Source organism: Lacticaseibacillus saniviri JCM 17471 = DSM 24301 (assembly GCF_001311785.1).
GTDB lineage: Bacteria > Bacillota > Bacilli > Lactobacillales > Lactobacillaceae > Lacticaseibacillus > Lacticaseibacillus saniviri.
This window is the reverse complement of sequence record NZ_BBBX01000001.1, coordinates 247256-264918: the sequence shown is the minus strand read 5'-3', so window position 1 is coordinate 264918 and position 17663 is coordinate 247256. Positions and strand designations below refer to the sequence as shown.

The 17663-nt window shown below is 49.2% G+C and carries 16 protein-coding genes, 8 pseudogenes, 1 riboswitch and 1 other annotated feature (1 of these 26 cut by a window edge); of the genes and pseudogenes, 23 read left to right on the top strand and 1 reads right to left on the bottom strand.

The window, feature by feature from the left end; translation table 11 throughout:
• Positions 1–6, top strand: a binding site (T-box leader); it begins 192 nt to the left of the window's first position.
• Positions 7–54: 48 nt separating this feature from the next.
• From JCM17471_RS01275 to thiT, 19 genes and pseudogenes are all read left to right on the top strand, one after another.
• Positions 55–2687: pseudogene (locus JCM17471_RS01275) on the top strand (valine--tRNA ligase).
• A gap of 156 nt (positions 2688–2843) precedes the next feature.
• A pseudogene (locus tag JCM17471_RS16320) lies at positions 2844–3478 on the top strand (redox-sensing transcriptional repressor Rex).
• A 65-nt stretch (positions 3479–3543) separates the two neighbouring features.
• Positions 3544–4829 (top strand): annotated as a pseudogene (locus JCM17471_RS01265) (bifunctional folylpolyglutamate synthase/dihydrofolate synthase).
• The gene (locus JCM17471_RS13775; protein WP_156321540.1) at positions 4822–4965 is read left to right on the top strand and encodes an HAD family hydrolase; all 144 of its coding nucleotides are present in this window, start codon (positions 4822–4824) and stop codon (positions 4963–4965) included. The pseudogene JCM17471_RS01265 and the gene JCM17471_RS13775 overlap by 8 nt, the downstream one beginning before the upstream one ends.
• A gap of 18 nt (positions 4966–4983) precedes the next feature.
• Complete coding sequence (locus JCM17471_RS01260; RefSeq protein ID WP_054776521.1) at positions 4984–5460, top strand: HAD-IA family hydrolase; 477 nt, start codon at positions 4984–4986, stop codon at positions 5458–5460.
• 53 nt (positions 5461–5513) lie between these two features.
• A complete protein-coding gene (locus tag JCM17471_RS01255; RefSeq protein WP_054776520.1) occupies positions 5514–5876 on the top strand; it encodes a Mov34/MPN/PAD-1 family protein in 363 nt (120 codons plus the stop codon).
• A complete protein-coding gene (locus JCM17471_RS01250; protein ID WP_054776519.1) occupies positions 5858–6175 on the top strand; it encodes a JAB domain-containing protein in 318 nt (105 codons plus the stop codon). Before JCM17471_RS01255 ends, JCM17471_RS01250 begins: the two co-directional genes overlap by 19 nt.
• A gap of 125 nt (positions 6176–6300) precedes the next feature.
• Positions 6301–7302, top strand: coding sequence for a rod shape-determining protein (locus JCM17471_RS01245; protein ID WP_054776518.1), 1002 nt, complete (start codon positions 6301–6303; stop codon positions 7300–7302).
• Between the two features lie 132 nt (positions 7303–7434).
• A pseudogene (mreC, locus tag JCM17471_RS01240) lies at positions 7435–8297 on the top strand (rod shape-determining protein MreC).
• Positions 8298–8302: 5 nt separating this feature from the next.
• Positions 8303–8740, top strand: coding sequence for a rod shape-determining protein MreD (mreD, locus tag JCM17471_RS01235; RefSeq protein ID WP_225354074.1), 438 nt, complete (start codon positions 8303–8305; stop codon positions 8738–8740).
• 99 nt (positions 8741–8839) lie between these two features.
• Positions 8840–9274: a hypothetical protein gene (locus JCM17471_RS01230; RefSeq protein ID WP_156321539.1), complete on the top strand. Its 435-nt coding sequence runs from the start codon at positions 8840–8842 to the stop codon at positions 9272–9274.
• Complete coding sequence (locus tag JCM17471_RS01225; RefSeq protein ID WP_162208326.1) at positions 9253–9495, top strand: septum site-determining protein MinC; 243 nt, start codon at positions 9253–9255, stop codon at positions 9493–9495. Before JCM17471_RS01230 ends, JCM17471_RS01225 begins: the two co-directional genes overlap by 22 nt.
• Positions 9495–10290, top strand: a pseudogene (gene minD / locus JCM17471_RS16190) (septum site-determining protein MinD). The gene JCM17471_RS01225 and the pseudogene minD overlap by 1 nt, the downstream one beginning before the upstream one ends.
• Before the next feature lie 413 nt (positions 10291–10703).
• Positions 10704–11359, top strand: a pseudogene (locus JCM17471_RS01215) (amino acid ABC transporter permease).
• Between the two features lie 11 nt (positions 11360–11370).
• Positions 11371–12000 (top strand): amino acid ABC transporter ATP-binding protein, encoded by a 630-nt coding sequence (locus tag JCM17471_RS01210; RefSeq protein ID WP_054776515.1) that lies wholly within the window; start codon positions 11371–11373, stop codon positions 11998–12000.
• Positions 12001–12811, top strand: a pseudogene (locus JCM17471_RS01205) (amino acid ABC transporter substrate-binding protein).
• Between the two features lie 37 nt (positions 12812–12848).
• Positions 12849–13121, top strand: coding sequence for a PLDc N-terminal domain-containing protein (locus tag JCM17471_RS14765; RefSeq protein WP_225354056.1), 273 nt, complete (start codon positions 12849–12851; stop codon positions 13119–13121).
• Positions 13015–14280, top strand: a complete 1266-nt coding sequence (gene cls, locus JCM17471_RS01200; RefSeq protein ID WP_225354055.1) for a cardiolipin synthase — start codon at positions 13015–13017, stop codon at positions 14278–14280. The genes JCM17471_RS14765 and cls overlap by 107 nt, the downstream gene beginning before the upstream one ends.
• A 45-nt stretch (positions 14281–14325) precedes the next feature.
• A riboswitch (TPP riboswitch) is annotated at positions 14326–14422 on the top strand.
• Between the two features lie 49 nt (positions 14423–14471).
• Entirely contained in the window at positions 14472–15167 is a 696-nt protein-coding gene (thiT, locus tag JCM17471_RS01195; protein ID WP_082395144.1) for an energy-coupled thiamine transporter ThiT, read from the top strand.
• Positions 15168–15214: 47 nt separating this feature from the next.
• Here the strand turns inward: thiT and JCM17471_RS13225 are convergent, their stop codons facing one another.
• Positions 15215–15331 carry a DUF4044 domain-containing protein gene (locus JCM17471_RS13225; protein WP_082395143.1) on the bottom strand — a complete coding sequence of 39 codons (117 nt, stop codon included), beginning with the start codon at positions 15329–15331 and terminating at the stop codon, positions 15215–15217.
• Positions 15332–15591: 260 nt separating this feature from the next.
• Between JCM17471_RS13225 and JCM17471_RS13770 the strand changes: the two genes are divergently transcribed.
• From JCM17471_RS13770 to JCM17471_RS14370, 4 genes and pseudogenes are all read left to right on the top strand, one after another.
• Positions 15592–15747, top strand: a complete 156-nt coding sequence (locus JCM17471_RS13770; RefSeq protein ID WP_156321538.1) for a hypothetical protein — start codon at positions 15592–15594, stop codon at positions 15745–15747.
• Between the two features lie 181 nt (positions 15748–15928).
• Positions 15929–16358 (top strand): annotated as a pseudogene (mraZ, locus tag JCM17471_RS01190) (division/cell wall cluster transcriptional repressor MraZ).
• Between the two features lie 2 nt (positions 16359–16360).
• Entirely contained in the window at positions 16361–17305 is a 945-nt protein-coding gene (gene rsmH, locus JCM17471_RS01185; protein ID WP_054776514.1) for a 16S rRNA (cytosine(1402)-N(4))-methyltransferase RsmH, read from the top strand.
• Positions 17306–17309: 4 nt separating this feature from the next.
• A complete protein-coding gene (locus JCM17471_RS14370) occupies positions 17310–17657 on the top strand; it encodes a hypothetical protein (RefSeq protein WP_225354054.1) in 348 nt (115 codons plus the stop codon).
• Positions 17658–17663 lie beyond the last annotated feature (6 nt).

Here is a 17663-nt window from a genome sequence, read left to right as displayed (position 1 = left end):
CTAATTTATTTAGGGCGAGTTTTTGTCCGCAAAAACTCAAATGAGGTGAAAGAGATGGAATTAGAACCAAAGTATAATCCGACCGAAGTTGAAGCCGGTCAGTATCAAAAATGGCTCGATGCCGGCGTCTTTAAGCCAAGTGGCGATAAGAAAGCCAAACCTTATTCAATCGTGATTCCACCACCCAATGTCACAGGTAAGTTGCACTTGGGTCACGCGTGGGATACGACATTACAGGATATGTTGATTCGGCAAAAGCGGATGCAAGGTTTCGATACCCTGTATCTGCCTGGGATGGACCATGCGGGTATTGCCACACAGGCTAAGGTTGAAGCTAAGCTGCGTGAACAAGGTATTTCACGTTATGATCTGGGTCGTGACAAGTTCGTGCAACAGGTCTGGGACTGGAAAGACGAATACGCGGCCATTATCCACGCACAATGGGCCAAGATGGGTCTGTCACTGGATTACAGCCGTGAACGCTTCACATTGGATGATGGCTTGAGCCAGGCGGTTAAGAAGGTTTTTGTTGATCTGTACAACGAAGGGTTAATCTACCGTGGCGAATACATCGTCAACTGGGATCCACAAGCGCGGACTGCCTTATCCGATATCGAAGTGTTGCACCAAGATGACGAAGGGGCCTTCTATCACGTGAAGTATCCATTCACGGATGGCAGTGGCTTCATCGAAATTGCCACAACACGTCCTGAAACAATGTTTGGGGATACCGCGATTGCGGTGCATCCTGATGACGAACGTTATCAAGATATTATCGGCAAGACGGTCAAATTACCACTGACCGACCGCGAGATTCCCGTCATCAGTGATTTCTATGTTGATCGCGAATTTGGGACCGGTGCCGTTAAGATTACACCAGCGCATGACCCTAACGACTTTGAAGTGGGTAACCGTCACGATTTGCCACGGATTAACGTGATGAACGACGATGGGACCATGAATGAAACGCGGGCGAATTCAATGGCATGGATCGGTTTGAAGCGCGTAAGGCGATTGTGAAGGCATTGGACGAAGCCGGTGTACTGATCAAGGTGGAACCAATGGTGCACAGTGTGGGGCACTCTGAACGGACAGGTGTTCAGGTTGAACCACGCTTATCAACGCAATGGTTTGTGAAGATGAAGCCATTGGCAGAAGCTGCCATCAAGAACCAACAGGGTGACGACAAGGTTAACTTTGTGCCTGAACGCTTTGAACACACCTTCTTGCAGTGGATGGAGAACATTCATGACTGGGTGATTTCACGTCAATTATGGTGGGGACATCAGATTCCTGCTTGGTACAACAAGCAGACGGGTGAACTCTATGTTGGTGTCGATGCACCAGAAGATGCCGAAAATTGGGAACAGGACACCGACGTCTTGGATACCTGGTTCTCAAGTGCTCTGTGGCCATTTTCAACCATGGGCTGGCCTGATACCGATGCGCCTGATTACAAGCGCTACTACCCAACCAATACCCTGGTAACGGGTTACGATATCATTCCATTCTGGGTTTCCCGGATGATTTTCCAAGGTTTGAAGTTTACCAACCAACGCCCATTTGAACACACCTTGATTCACGGTCTGATTCGTGATGAACAGGGTCGCAAGATGAGTAAGTCCTTGGGCAACGGGATTGACCCAATGGAAGTCATCGACAAGTACGGCGCCGATGCGTTGCGTTGGTTCTTAGCGACCGGTTCAACGCCTGGTCAAGATACCCGTTTCAGCTACACCCAAATGGATGCCGCATGGAACTTTATCAATAAAATCTGGAACATGAGTCGGTTTGTCATGATGAACTTGGGTGATACCAAGCCGGACCAAACACCAGATCAAAGCACGTTCGACCTGTCCGATCGCTGGATGTTTGCGCGGTTGAATGCAACGGTTGAAACCGTGACTGCCTTGTTTGATAAGTTTGAATTCGGTGAAGCCGGTCGTGCACTCTACAACTTCATCTGGAATGAATTTGCTGACTGGTACATCGAAATGAGTAAAGAAGTGCTTACAGGTGATGACGAAGTTGCCAAGGCAAACAAGCGCATCAACCTCGCATACGGTTTGGATCAAATCCTGCGCCTGATGCACCCAATCATGCCATTTGTTACCGAGAAGCTCTGGCAAGCCATGCCACACACCGGGGACTCACTGGTGACGGCCGCTTATCCTGAAGTGCATCCCGAATATGTGGATGACGCTGCGGTGAGCGAAATGGAATCAATCATTAGCTTGATTCGTGCCGTTCGGAACATCCGTGCTGATGTCAACGCACCGCTTTCAAGTCCAATTGATATTGTGGTTAAGCTGCAAGATGAAAGTTTGGCCCCAATCTTCAAAGAAAACTTTGATTTCGTTGATCGTTTCGTCCACGCCAAGTCCTTTGATATGGGGACTTCAGTGAACGAACCTGACATGGCAGCGAGTGCCGTGATTTCTGGTGCAACCGTCTATGTACCGTTGGCAGAATTGATCGACTTGGATGCCGAAATCGCCAAGCTGACCAAGGAAGCTGGTAAGCTCGAGCAAGAAATCAGCCGCATCGATAAGAAATTAGGCAACCAAGGCTTTATGGCCAAGGCACCTGAAGCTGTTGTAGCTGAACAACGCGAAAAGAAAGCGGACTATGAAGCTAAGTTATCGGCAACAACTGATCGCATTGCGCAGCTGAAGGCCGCTAAGTAAGCAAAAAGCGACGTGTCATAAAACAGGAACTGTCGGCCGCCCGGATGGGTTTGGCGGGACAGTTCCTTTTTGTGTGTCGTTTTTTAAACAGCAGATTGGTGCTTTTGACCCGCAACCATGCTAAATAAATTGTGAAAACGTTATCAATTAGGAGGGATTACAGTGTCCGATTATCAGCATCTATCCAAAGCGACGATTGCGCGGTTGCCACAGTACTATCGCACGTTTAAGCAGCTTCAATTGTTACGAACAGAGCGTGTGAACTCACAGGAATTAGGCAAATTGACGCAAATTCCAGCCGCCACAATTCGACATGACTTTTCGTTGTTCGGCGAGTTAGGCAAGAGTGGTTATGGCTATGCGGTCAACGATATGGTGAATTTTTTGGCCGATTATTAGGTGTTGAGCAAGAGGACAAGCTGATTCTTGTTGGTGTGGGGCCACTGGGTCAGGCGTTACTCGAAAATGGGTTTCGGCGCAATCCCAATTTACAGATCGTGGCCGCATTCGATGTTGATCCCAAAGTCATTGGCAGAAGCATTAACCGGGTGAAGGTGCGCGCGTTTCAGCCCATGCCAACGCTACCTGAGGGTGTTCACAGTGCCATTATTGCGGTGCCGAGCGCGGCTACCGAGGCCGTTGTTAAGCAACTCGAGGCGATGGGTGTCGATACGATTCTGTCATTTGCTCCCCAGATAGTGAACGTCAAACCGACCACCACGATTCGCTATGTGGATCTCACCAGTGAGGTCCAGACATTACTTTTTACGGCCCGCTGGCGGCATCACTAATCCGTTTGGCAAGTGCGTGAATTCCTTGTATGCTTAGACTATCAAACAGACAACGAGGGATTTTTATGCGCACATATCAAGAAACACTCGATTACATCAATCACTTACCCCGACTGGTGAAACGGCCGGACCACGAACGCGTTTTACGCTTACTAGCCCAATTGGGCGATCCGCACAAAAAGGGGCGCTATATTCATATCACGGGCACCAACGGGAAGGGCTCAACGGCCAGCATGCTGAGTCATATTTTGAGTGCCAGCGCATTGCGTGTGGGTCTCTTCACATCGCCTTTTATCATGCGGTTCAATGAGCGCTTAATGGTCGATAATCAGCCCATTGCCGATGACGAACTGGTTTTAGCGGCTGATGTGGTGATCACCGCTGTTCAGACGCTGCAGGCAGAAGATGCCGACTATCAACTGACCGCCTTTGATTTTGAAACCGTGATGGCGTTTTGGTACTTCGACCATATCGATGTCGATGTGGCGGTGTTTGAAGTCGGTATCGGTGGCCGTGATGATTCAACGAACGTGATGACACCACTCGTCAGCGTTATCACAGAAGTCGCATTGGACCATCAAAAAATGCTCGGCGATACCTTGGCAGAAATCGCGGGCCACAAGGCAGGAATCATCAAACAAGGTGTGCCGGTGGTTTTGGGACCGCTACCGGATGAAGCACAGACCGTTGTCATCACACAGGCACAACAATTAGATGCCCCAGTATGGCAGTACGACCAGCAATTTGCGACACAGATGCTCGCGCCAATTGCTTGGGGACAAATGTTTAATTATCGGGGTGAACTCGGTCAGCTCAAAGACCTGGCCATCCCGTTAGTGGGGGACTATCAGGTCGTCAATGCTTCGCTGGCAATCACGGCAGCATTGCTCTACCAACAACTCACCAAGTGGCCAATCAAGCCGCGGGAGATTCGCCAAGGCTTAGCAGAGAGCAGTTGGCCAGGTCGATTTGAAAAAATCAGTGACGAACCGCTGATTATTCTCGACGGGGCACACAATCCCGATGGTATCGCACATCTGGTGACGACACTCAAGACACGTTTCAGTGGCACGAACCCACAGATTATTGCCGGCGTGCTGGCGGATAAAGCCATGGCACCGATGATTGCAGCGTTACAGCAGGTTGGCACAGTCACGCTAGTACCGGTACCAGACACACCGCGCAGCGCGACACTGGCCGACTACGACACGCTGGGCAACACACAGCCTTCCTGGCAAGAGGCGTTAGCATGGTGTTAGAAGCCGATACCGATCAACCGATTATTGTCACCGGCTCACTCTATCTGGTGGCGGCCGTACGACAGACGTTATTAGGAGGAAGCGATGATTAAACGAGTGGCATTCGATCTCGATGGCACACTGGTCGACAGTGAACGCCTCTATCTGACGGCCAACGCATGGGCGGCAGCACAACTGGGTAAAACAATTCCCCCAGAGGCGTTTTTTGCCACTGGTCGGGGCGGCTGAACCCGACGTGCTAGCTTTTTGACAGCACACTTTGCGCCGGCAGATCAACAACGGTTTGTCCGCCTGAGTCAAGAATACGTGACACATCGGGTTGAAACGGTTGGCCCGCCTGAATTAGCCGGTGCGGATGAGCTCTTGCACCAACTTCAAGAAGCGGGCTTGGGGTTGAGTATTGTCTCGAGTAACCATCGTGATTACGTGCAGCGCGTGCTGGCCAAGCTCAATTGGCAAGCGTATTTTGATGTCGTCATTACGTTTGAAGATATCTCCCTGCCTAAGCCTGCTCCTGAAGCTTATCAACGCTTGCTGACCAAAACGGGGTTGAATGCCGACGAAGTGGTGGCCGTGGAAGACAGTCCAATTGGCGTTGCCGCGGCCGTGGCGGCAGGATTACCCACCATTCAATTAGCTGATCTCTTGCCACCCTCCCAGCTGGCGACGGTCCAACTCGATCATTTAGCTGCCATTTGGCCTTGGCTTCAGCCGCGACTTTAAGCCAAGTTCGTCTTTTGCGTAATTTAGAGGCAAAAGACGGGAGGCATGGCGACATGTTTGAAAAAGCATCGATGAAAACAAACCAGCCGGCTAAGGCACAACTGATTGCCCATGGGGCCGGTAGCTTGACTGATCGACAATTGATTGAAGTGTTTGTGGGGCCCAAGTATCAGCTCATGCTCGATTCACTGATGCGCCAGTACCCCAATCTGAATGGCCTGGAGCAACTCAGTGTGGAAGAATTAGCTTTGTTTGACGGAATCGGAATGAACAAAGCCACCAATATTTTAGCCGCCATTGAACTGGGAAAACGAATTTTGCATCAGCAGTACACGCGGGTTGAAACGGTGACCTCGAGTGAAGCGTTGGGGAAAGGTTTGATCAAATACTTTTGGGCGTGCCACAAGAATATCTGATTGGGTTTTACATGGATGTGAAGAATCGTGTGATTCAGCGTCAGCTACTGTCCATCGGTAGTATGACGGCATCGCTTGTTGATCCCAAACTGATTTATCGGCATTCATTGCTGCTCAAAGCACCGCGATTGATTCTTGCCCACAACCATCCCAGCGGTTCAGAAAAGCCCAGTGAGGTGGATGTGAAGGTCACGACGCAACTCGTGCAAGCTGCCCAAATCATGGGCATTGAACTGGTTGATCACCTGATTGTCGGGGAGAATCAGTATTATTCGTTTCGCGAGGCCGGTAAACTTTGACTTGTTTCAAAATTTTTATTAATTTGCTTGCTCGATTTGGAAACCCGTTTGGCAACAAGGTTAAGTATGCTATAATGCAAAAAGACCGTGTTGGTACGGATGAAGCAGGTGAAGGAGAGAACAACGTGTTTGGAATTGGATCAAAGAGTATCGGGATCGATTTAGGAACAGCAAATACCCTAGTGTATGTTGATGGTAAGGGGATTGTTCTCCATGAACCATCCGTTGTGGCAAAGAATCGCCAAACGGATGAAGTGATTGCAGTCGGGGAAGAAGCACGCGACATGATTGGCCGCACCCCAGCCAACATCATTGCGATTCGCCCAATGAAAGATGGCGTCATCGCTGATTATGATACAACAGCAGCAATGCTTAAATATTTTATGGAAAAAGCACTCGGCACAGGAACACATCCAGAAGTGATGATCTGTGTACCAAGTGGTGTCACTGAAGTTGAAAAGCGCGCTGTCATCGATGCTGCTAAGGTAGCCGGTGCCAAGGACGCATTTGTGATTGAGGAACCATACGCCGCTGCGATCGGTGCAGGCTTGCCTGTCATGGATCCAACGGGGAGCATGGTTGTTGATATCGGTGGTGGGACAACAGATGTTGCAACCATCTCTTTAGGTGGGATTGTATCCAGCCGCTCCATTCGGACCGCTGGTGACAAGATTGACGAAGCGTTAATCACTTACGTTCGTCAAAAGAGCAATCTCTTAATCGGTGAACGGACCGCTGAAGAAATCAAGATTCAAATCGGTTCCGCTTCAATCGAACGGGCGAAGGAACTCGACGACATGACCATCCGTGGCCGTGATCTGTTGAGTGGCTTGCCAAAGACAATCGAAATCAGTGCTGTTGACGTGGCAACTGCCATGGCAGAAATCGTGACTGAAATCATCGATGCTATCAAGGAGACCCTCGAAGAGACTTCTCCTGAAATTGCGGCCGATGTGATCGATCACGGAATCGTGTTAACTGGTGGTGGTGCGCTCTTGAAGCACTTACCAGAAGTGATCTCTGATGAAACCAAGGTGCCTGTATTTATTGCGCAAGATCCATTGGATTGTGTCGCAATTGGGACCGGTGAATCACTTAAAAACCTCGATGTTTTACGCAAACGTTAATTCAAAGCGCGAATAATTGAGAATGGAGGCGGCCAGCGACCCTAGCGGGAATCTCGGCGCCTTTTATTTTTACCGTCATCAATTCGAGCGGCTAGTTTCGAATTGGGCAACAAGGACAGATGGGGGATTACCGTGCAGAATTTTTTCTCAAATAAAAAATTAATCGTGCTCATGGTGGCACTGTTGGCGAGTCTCGGCCTGATTGCCGGGTCGATTGCCGTGCGCAACAATCGCAACACACCGCCTGTGATTCAAGAGATCGGTAATGATGTGATTGGTATCGGTGCGCGCGTGGTTTCAGGACCAGCCAATTTTGTTAAGGGCGGACTCGATGGCCTCAATGACATGATGAATGCCTACACTGAGAACCAAAAGTTGAAGAGCCAAATCGATAGTTTGGCCGAAACTAAGGTTCAGGTGCAAACACTCAAACAAGAAAATAAAAATTAAAGCAACAACTCAAACTCAATGCGACATTGACGGATTATCAGCAGATCACGGCCGCTGTGATGCTGCGGAGCCCCAATGACTGGCGCAATATTGTGGTAATCAATCGCGGTAGTGGTGCCGGCATCAAGAAATCGATGCCCGTGATGGCCGGGAGTGGTGTTATCGGGCGTGTGATTGAGGTCAATCGGACCAATGCCAAGGTAGAAATGGTTTCGACCGATAATAAGGCGGCCAATCGTTTTGCCGCGACGGTGTTGACCAAAGATGGCACTTCGGTGAACGGGATCGTCTCAGGTTACGATGAAAAGAGTGGCCAATTGATTTTGAGCCAATTGAACACGGACAAGGCAATCAAGGCTGGCGACAAGGTTATGACGAGTGGTCTGGGTGGTTCAACGCCTAAGGGCTTATTGTTAGGAACCGTGGCTAGCATCAAGAAGGATGACTTCGGTTTGGCTAATACGGTTTACTTGAAGCCAGCAGCTGACCTGGACAATCTGGACGTTGTGACTGTTATTGCCCCAACGATTGGGGGCAACGACTAGTGGAGATGCAAAAGCCATTTCAAAAGCATTGGATTGCACCAGTTTTCTTACTCGTCGCAATGATTGTCGATGGTGTGATCAGTCAAGTTTTTGCGCAGTGGTTACTGCATCCAAACTATACGGCTGTACCAGAGCTGACACTATTGATGCTTGTGATGCTCACCATTCTTTTGCCCGATGAGAATTGGATGGTTGCGATTGCGGCAATTACCGGCTTGGTCTTTGACAGTTTCTATACAGGTATCTTGGGAATTAACGCCTTGTTGATGCCGCTTGTCGTCTATGTCGTGCAACAATTGACGCCATATATTTTCCGATCCGCATTATTTATCGGCATTATGGACATCATTACGTTGACGCTCTTTAGCAGTGCTGATTTTGTGATGAATTCATTTTGGGCTATACAGATGTCGGCTTTACGACCTTTATTGCCCAGCACCTAGGACCTAATCTCTTACTAAACATGATTCTTTTGTCCTGGTGTATTGGCCTTTGTCACGATTATTGATAAACTTGAGTAAAGGATAATCTGGGGTGAGCGCGTGGAAGCAGTTATTTTGAAGGGACGTAAAGAAGGGTTTGAGCTGCAGCTGGCAGACTGGGCGGATTTTGAGGTCATTATGCCCCAGCTGGAGACGCTTCTGACCCAGTTGAATCACGACACGGCAACTGAAGCTGTCGCGTTTGTGTTGGAGACGGGCAATCGGTTGCTGGTGGATAACCAAGTGCAACGGATTGAGGAGCTGTTCGATCGCTTTCCACGATTCTCGATTAAGCAGATTCACAGCCTTGTCGGTAACGTCGAGGAATTACGAGCACGGTATCAACAAGCTATGCCCCACTTGGCTGGTGGTGTGATCCGTTCTGGACAGATTGTTGAGTATCCCGGTGACGTGATTTTTACCGGCTCGCTGCACAAGAGTGCGACAATCAAGCAACGGGGAGCGTCCTCATCTTGGGCGACGTATCGGGCTTGATTATTGCCGGTAGCGAGGGGGATACCCAAGCGGTCATCGCGGGGGATGTCAGCCACGCCAGTCAGATTCGCATCGCGGATACGGTTGAAATTATCGAGGATCGCAAGCAAAGCGGCAGTTTGCTGAGTTACATCAATGATTTACATATTCTTGAACATGGTGATATCGTCCGGCTCAAGGAATTACGGCCGCGACTATTTCGGAAAATGGAGGAATTGTAATGGGAGTCGCATTAGTCATCACATCAGGTAAGGGGGGCGTAGGTAAAACGACGACCTCCGCAAATATCGGGACCGCCCTTGCGCTTCAAGGTAAGCGCGTGGTGATGCTCGATTTGGATATCGGGTTACGGAATTTGGACGTGGTCTTGGGCTTATCTAACCGTATCATCTACGATATTGTGGATGTTGCTACGGGACGGGCTAAGCTACATCAGGCCCTCATCAAGGACAAGCGCTTTGACGATCTGCTCTATGTCCTGCCCGCAGCACAGAATGCGGATAAGGACTCATTGATGCCAGAAGACGTCGAAGCGATTGTTGAACAACTAAAGCCTGAGTTTGACTTTGTCTTGCTGGACAGTCCTGCTGGGATCGAGCAAGGATTCCGTAATGCGGTTGCTGGTGCAGATGGCGCGATTGTTGTGACAACACCAGAAATTTCCTCTGTGAGTGATGCTGACCGCGTGGTTGGCTTGCTCGAACAAAAGAATTACCGATTGCACCACGGTTGGTGATCAACCGCATTCGGCAACACATGATGGCGGATGGCCGGTCGATGGATGTCGACGAAATCACCAAGCACCTGGGTATCGGTTTGTTGGGTATTATTGTGGATGATGACGCCGTCTTAGCCAGCACAAATAAAGGCCAGACGGTCGTCATGGATCCGGATAATCAAGCGAGTCAGGCTACCGCAATATTGCGCGCCGGTTATTGGGTGAAAGCGTGCCATTGATGGCTATTGAGCCTAAAAAGGTCGGCTTTTGGTCCCGCTTGTTTGGCCGTCACGCTTGACAACGGATTTTTAATGGCGTATCTTAGTGCCAATCAATAAAAACAGAGAGTGGAAATTCAACCATGACAAGTTGCACAGAGAACTCACGGGGCTGGGAAGTGAGTGAACGGTTATGATTGATCACATCCATGAGTGGGGTCCTGAACCGAGTAGGGATTTCCGGTTGGGCCCGTTATCGCCGTGGTTGAAGAAACGACATGAGGCGAGTTGTGTGAGCAGCTCGCGAATATGAGGTGGAACCGCGGTACGCCGCCCTCTTACAGCATTGCTGTAGGAGGACGGCTTTTTTTGTTTTCTTTAACCCTAGAGGTTTAGTGTGCGAACATTAGACAAATTGAGGTGGAATCACGGTGAAGCGTCCTCTTGCGAGCAGCAGGGGACGCTTTTTTATTGGATAAAAGGAGGATGAATGATGACTTACATGTTAGAAATTTTGCCGTCGCTACTGGATGGGGTCAAAATGACCCTGAGTATTTTTGGTTTAACGATTATTGGTGCCATTCCACTCGGGATGATTTTGGCGGTGGGCTTAACCTATCAACCTAAACGCTGGTTGGGTAAGCTTGGCCACGACTTATTGAGCGGGTATGTGTGGATCTTCCGGGGAACGCCCTTATTGTTGCAATTGATTTTGTTTTCTATGGTCTGCCCATCTTGCACATTGTCTTTGATCGGTACTCGGCCGCATTGGTCGCATTCATTCTGAATTACGCCGCTTATTTTGCAGAAATCTTCCGCGGTGGGTTCTTAGCCATCGATAACGGTCAGTTCGAAGCCAGTGCGCTGTTGAACATGACTCGGATGCAGACGCTGCGCTATGTCGTGATGCCGCAAGTCGTCAAAATTGTCCTACCTTCCGTGGGGAATGAAGTAATCAATCTGGTCAAGGATTCCTCCCTGGTGTACGTTATCGGGCTGGGCGATCTGTTGCGGGCCGGTAACATCGCGTCAGCACGCGATGTGACGCTGGTTCCCTTGGTGATGGTCGGCTTGATCTATCTGTTGCTGACACTGGGATTGACGGTCTTACTGAAGCGGCTTGAAAAAGCCTTCGCATACTATCGTTAGGAGGTAGTCGGATGTTAACTCTGAAAGGCATTACCAAAACATTCAATGATCGGGCAATTTTGAATCAGGTCGATTTGACAATCAAGGATCATGAGACGTTGGCGATTGTGGGTCCCAGTGGTGCGGGTAAGACCACACTGCTGCGGATTATTAGTGGCTTGACTAAACCCGATGCGGGAACTTTCATTTGGAATGATCAGCCCGTCACACCCGTGAAGTTGCGACAAGACGGCATTATCGGTGTCGTGTTCCAAAACTTTGAACTATTTCCTAATCTCTCGGTTTTGCGCAACATCACACTGGCACCCACGCTGCAAGGCACGCCCGAAGACGAGGCCAAGGCGGCGGCAATGGAACTGCTGGCTCAACTTGATCTTGCCGATCAGGCCGATGCCTATCCGTTTTCATTGTCTGGTGGTCAAAAACAGCGGGTCGCGATTGCGCGCGCGTTGGCCTTAAAGCCCGAGATTCTTTTATACGATGAGCCCACCAGTGCTCTTGATCCCAGTTTGCGCGACTCAGTGGCCGATTTGGTCAATCAGTTCAAGCGAGCGGGGATGACGCAAGTGATTGTCACGCATGATATGGATTTCGCGCAGGCGGTTGCGGATACCACATTCAAAGTAGAGAAGGTGCAGTAAATGCGAACCAAATTGATCAGTGGGCTCCTGTTTATTGTGGCGCTGCTGGGCCTTTCGGGGTGCGCCCGGCAAGCGGCTGCCAACAGTTGGCCTCGAATCGAACAAAGTAAGAAAGTGGTTATTGGGCTAGATGATACCTTTGTCCCCATGGGCTTTCGCGAAAGAATGGGCAAATCGAAGGCTATGATATCGATTTAGCACGTGCCGTTTTCAAGCGCTACGGTGTTCACGTGGATTTCCAGACCATTGACTGGTCGATGAAAGAAACGGAATTGAAGAATCAAACTATCGATTTGATCTGGAATGGATATACAAAGACTCCAGAGCGAGCCAAAAAAGTGGGCTTCTCGGCACCTTACCTGGTGAATCATCAGGTGTTAGTGACCAAAGCCAATCAGAACATTACCAGTGCAGCCAAGATGCGCGGCAAAACGCTCGGTGTTCAGACCGGTTCCAGCGGTGCTTCAGACCTCGACGGGTCACCACAACTATTGAAACGCTACATCAAGAACCAATCCCCAGTCTTGTATGATACCTTTAATAATGGTTTAATCGATTTAAACGCAGGTCGGATTCAAGGCTTATTGATGGATGAGATTTATGCGCGGTATTATATCGCCCATGAACCCAATCCTGAGAGTTATCGTGTCGTCTCGGTGAACTTTCCTAGCGAGCACTTCGCTGTCGGGATGCGTAAGAGCGACAAAGTTTTGAAATCAAAAATCGATGCCGCATTTGAGGCATTGGAGAAGGACGGCACCATGGCCAAGCTCCAGAAAAATGGTTTGGTCACGCGGTGCAGGTCAAATAACGTTGAATTGAAGGCAAAGGGCATAGGGTGAATTCTGATGTGGATTATAACGAGTTTGATTGTCGTGTTGGTTTTGAATACGGCAGCTGCGATTGTGACTGTTTTCAAGCAACAACGAGACATCTCCGCCACGTGGGCGTGGCTGTTGGTGTTATTGTTGTTGCCAGTCTTGGGCTTTATCATCTACGCTTTTTGGTCGCAAGTTGTCGGTCAACAAATTGCGGGACATCCAAACCCAACAGCGTTTGGGAATCGATCAGTTGGTGGAAACGCAACTACACGAGGCCAAGACACAGACACTATTGCCTGATCGTCAATTACCGCATGGGCTGATGTCGATGATCAATACCTTACTGGTCGCGGATGGCGCGCTCATCACAGAGGATAACCACATCGATATTTTGGCGGATCGCGATGAATTCATGAACCAGCTGTTTACAGACATTGCGCAGGCCACCAACCATGTCCACTTAGAGGCGTATACCATTGAACCGGACGATTGGGGCATCAAGCTTCGTGATCTGTTGGTGGCGGCCGCTAAACGTGGCGTCCGGGTTCGTGTGAACTATGATTCGTTCGGGTCACACCGACTGTCGCAGAAGTTCTGGCGGCCACTGACCAGTGTTGGTGGGCAGGTTGAGGTGTTTGTCGCCACACGCTTAAGTCGAGCTAATTTGCGGATCAACTTTCGAAATCATCGCAAGATTATTGTGATCGATGGCCAGGTCGGTTATATCGGTGGTTTCAATATTGGCCATTCCCACCGTGGGCCAGCCATCAGTCGTGATACGCAACTGCGGATGACGGGGTCTGGGGTGCAATCGTTGCAAACACGCTTCTTCATGGATTGGAACGCCACGGCCAAAGTCAAAAAAGTTTATTTTCAGCAAGAGTATTTTCCGAAACCAATCAAAGCGGGTCACAGTTTGATACAAATCGTGAGTGGTTCTCCAGGTCAGTCAATTGAAGCCATCAAGTTGGGCTATCTGCGGCTCATTGCACTTGCTAAACACTCAATCTGGATCCAAACGCCGTATTTTGTGCCTGATGACAGTCTGCTGGACGCACTGGTTATTGCGGCTAACTCAGGTATTGACGTGCGCATCATGGTCCCGGGCAAAACCAATCAACCAACCATGACGCGGGCGACACGCTACTATCTCGATCAGATTGTTCAGTCTGGGGCGCAGGTGTTTATCTATCAGGAAGGCTTTTTGCACGCGAAAACATTGGTCGTCGATGGGCGCTATGTCGCGACGGGAACAGCAAATATGGATGTGCGCTCATTCAAGTTGAACTTCGAAGTGGCAGCGTTCATCTATGATCATCACGTGGCTAGTCAATTCCAGCAGTTGTTCCTATCGGATATGCAAGCAGCCACACCGCTCACCCAGCGCCAGGTCGCGAGTCAAACGCGTTGGCATCAGATTGGTCAAGAATTATCACGCTTATTGGCGCCAATTCTTTGACAAAACCAGAAAACTTGGTATGCTTAGAGTGTAATTAAATGAGGAACCTTCACAAAGGGGAGCCAGTGGCTGAGAGTGGGGAAACCCAGACCCTTCGAACCTGTTCGTTAATACGAGCGTAGGAATTGTGGAAGTCGAATTTTGACCTTCTTTGTGTTTGGGGAATCGCCAATCAGAGGAGGTCTTTTTGTATGCAACATCAGCGTTTGGTCACTTTACTTGAAACGGCAATCATTGCCGCTTTTGCGATGGCACTCGAGTATCTACCACATTCGGCAGGTATCTCTGGGCTGCAGTTCAGTTATGGGTTAATTCCCATTGCTGTGCTCGCTTACCGTCGCGGGCTCCTACCCGCTGTATCAGCCGGATTGACGTGGGGATTATTGGACATGGTCCTACGTGGTTTTGGTGATGGCGGCGTCCTGAACCCGTTGCAGGGAATCATTGAATATCCGGTTGCCTTTGCGGCCGCTGGTTTGATGGGGCTGGTGTATCCTTGGATGCAGCGTGCGCTCAAACAACATCAGACATCAAAAGCCGTGGGCATCGGTATTGTCGGGTTCGCCATCGGGGCCGGTGTGAAGTATCTGTTTCACTTCTTAGCCGGTTGGATTTATTGGGGCAGTTATGCGCCAAAGGGTTGGCCTGCATGGCAATGGTCACTGTTTGTTAACGGGGGTTCTGCGGTAATGAACCTGATCCTGGGCACCGTGCTCTTGGTCTTGATGATTCCCATTGGGCGTCAATTATTTGTCACTCAAACCGCTCAAAAGTTAACTTCTGCAAAAATAATTAGTGCATCTGCGACTTGGAAGCCTGCACTCACTATCTTTTTTAACGCATTGTGTTCAACAGATGGACACAAAAAAGAGTCTCGTCTCAACTGAATGTTGGGGCAAGACTCTTTTTTTAAATCATAACCAATGCGCGATGCTTACAGAATCTGGAAGCTGCTCAAGACACCGAGAATTGAGCCCAAAATCGTGATAATCAGCATGATCCACACAAAAGTTTGGGTGACGCGTGTGAAGGTACTTTTTTTCTTTTTCATAATAACACTAGACCACCTTTTCAAATTCCTTTATAGTTTACCTGTTTGAAACTATTCCGGCAAATCTTTAGCCAAAAAATAGGAGGGGCCTGCAATGTGGATTCTAATGGGGTTACCCGTGATTTGGCTCATTTTAATTTTTTACCCCCGTTGCGAACATATCGCGGTTGGACAATGGCTGGGCTGATTCTATTTAATTTATTGCAATCGGTGTCAGTGGGAGTCAGTGGTGGGCAAACTATCTGTGGATTTGTCTGCTGATGAGTTGCTTGATTGCGCTGCTCCTGGTGTTAGACACCATCAATCGCCACTTTGATCTCGTGATTACCCGCTATCTTCGCCAATTGCGGCGCTGGTTGGCCTTGGCCACCACTGTCTGGTGGTTAATCGGATTACTGGGCATGATTGTGGGTTGAGCCCCCACATTGATTGCAAGACGAATTCCCATTTCGTGGGGGTTCGTCTTTTTTGTGATTAAATTTGACGTGGTTTTTAATCAACCTGTGTTTTTTTAGTTTACTGAATTGAATATTCAGTGATTATGTGGTGGATTGTGGGGGATTGTGGTAGACTTGTTTTTGTCGGGAGGTGCCGTTCATGTTTATGGGTGAATATCATCACAACATGGATACCAAGGGGCGACTGATTGTTCCTGCAAAATTCCGGGAACAATTGGGCGCTGACTTTGTGGTGACTCGTGGGATGGATGGCTGTTTGTTTGGCTATCCGCAGCCCGAATGGCAGGCCTTACAAGAAAATTGGCGACACTTCCATTGACGAAAAAGATACCAGAACCTTTACGCGATTTCTGTATGCCGCCGCAACCGAGTGTACCTTTGATAAACAGGGGCGCATCAACATTCCCCAGACATTAGTCGACCACGCCGGGCTTGAGAAAGCCTGTGTGCTGGTGGGGGTTGCTAATCGGATTGAAATTTGGAGTCAAGAACGGTGGCAATCGTTCTCCGATGAGGCCGCAACAGATTTCGACACTATCTCTGAAAATCTAATTGATCTCGGGTTATAACAATGACAGAATTCAAACATGAAACGGTGTTGCTCAAAGAAGCCACCGACGCCTTACATATTGAACCAAATGGGATTTACGTGGATGCCACGCTCGGCCGTGGTGGTCACACCCAACGCATACTGAGCCAATTGACAACCGGTCATCTCTTTTCGTTTGACCAAGATCAAGCGGCCATTGATGCCGTTGAGAATCGCCTGAAGCCATTACCGGACACATTGACGTTAGTGCATCGCAATTTCCGTGAGATTGAAGCGGCCCTGTCTGAGTTTGGGCATCCCAAAGTCGATGGGATTCTCTACGACCTGGGTGTGTCTTCGCCTCAGTTTGATGATTCAACACGGGGATTTAGCTATCGCTTTGATGCGCCACTGGATATGCGGATGGACCAGCGCCAAGAACTAACAGCGCGGACCATTGTGAATGAGTGGTCATTTCAAGACCTGATGCGAATTTTTACGCGTTATGGTGAAGAAAAATTTGCTAAACAGATTGCCAGAAAAATTGAGCAAGCCCGCGAAGTTGCACCGATTGAAACCACGTTTGAACTGGTTGAGCTGATTAAGGCTGGGATTCCGGCTGCGGCGCGGCGGACGGGTGGTCATCCCGCAAAGAAGACGTTCCAAGCATTACGCATTGCGGTCAACGATGAGTTAGGTGCGTTAGAGGATTCTCTCGAACAGGCGCTCCGTATGTTAAAGCCTGGTGGCCGAATCAGTGTCATCACGTTCCAATCGCTTGAAGATCGCCTAGTCAAGACAATGTTTCGTGAGGTTAGCACCATGAAAGACTTACCACGAGACTTGCCAGTGATTCCAGATGAGGCCAAACCGGACTACATATTAGTGAATCGCAAACCGATTTTACCTTCTGAAGAAGAAATGGAAAATAATCATCGCGCTCATAGCGCAAAATTGCGCGTCATTCAACGACGCGGAGAGGAGTGATCAGATGTTGGATAATACAGCACGGCAATTACAGCCTGAAGAAGAAGCGTTGGTGCAACAACCCGAGCCACAGCCAAAACCACAAGTCACTGCCGCCCCAGCCGCTGCGCCACTAGCGGTGCCTTTCTCAGCTTTTGAGAAGGGCCTGGCACTGCTCGCTGGCGTCCTAGCTGTCGCTGTCAGCATCTTCTGCCTCTTTTCTCAAAACCAATTAGCAAATACACAACGCCAGTACGAAGACGTTCAGAGCGCAATCACCACCCAAACGCAAAAATCAACAATTACAAGCAGTCGATTGGTGAACTTTCAAATTCTGAGCGGTTATCCGCCTTTGCCAAAGAACATGGCTTGACGGTTG

Coding starts and splice junctions, on each gene's coding strand:
- mreD (WP_225354074.1), top strand. CDS start 8,303: ATGCAAAAGCCATTTCAAAAGCATTGGATTGCACCAGTTTTCTTACTC.
- JCM17471_RS01255 (WP_054776520.1), top strand. CDS start 5,514: ATGTTTGAAAAAGCATCGATGAAAACAAACCAGCCGGCTAAGGCACAA.
- JCM17471_RS13225 (WP_082395143.1), bottom strand. CDS start 15,331: ATGAAAAAGAAAAAAAGTACCTTCACACGCGTCACCCAAACTTTTGTG.
- JCM17471_RS14370 (WP_225354054.1), top strand. CDS start 17,310: ATGTTGGATAATACAGCACGGCAATTACAGCCTGAAGAAGAAGCGTTG.
- JCM17471_RS14765 (WP_225354056.1), top strand. CDS start 12,849: ATGTGGATTATAACGAGTTTGATTGTCGTGTTGGTTTTGAATACGGCA.
- JCM17471_RS13770 (WP_156321538.1), top strand. CDS start 15,592: ATGAGTTGCTTGATTGCGCTGCTCCTGGTGTTAGACACCATCAATCGC.
- rsmH (WP_054776514.1), top strand. CDS start 16,361: ATGACAGAATTCAAACATGAAACGGTGTTGCTCAAAGAAGCCACCGAC.
- thiT (WP_082395144.1), top strand. CDS start 14,472: ATGCAACATCAGCGTTTGGTCACTTTACTTGAAACGGCAATCATTGCC.
- JCM17471_RS01210 (WP_054776515.1), top strand. CDS start 11,371: ATGTTAACTCTGAAAGGCATTACCAAAACATTCAATGATCGGGCAATT.
- JCM17471_RS13775 (WP_156321540.1), top strand. CDS start 4,822: ATGATTAAACGAGTGGCATTCGATCTCGATGGCACACTGGTCGACAGT.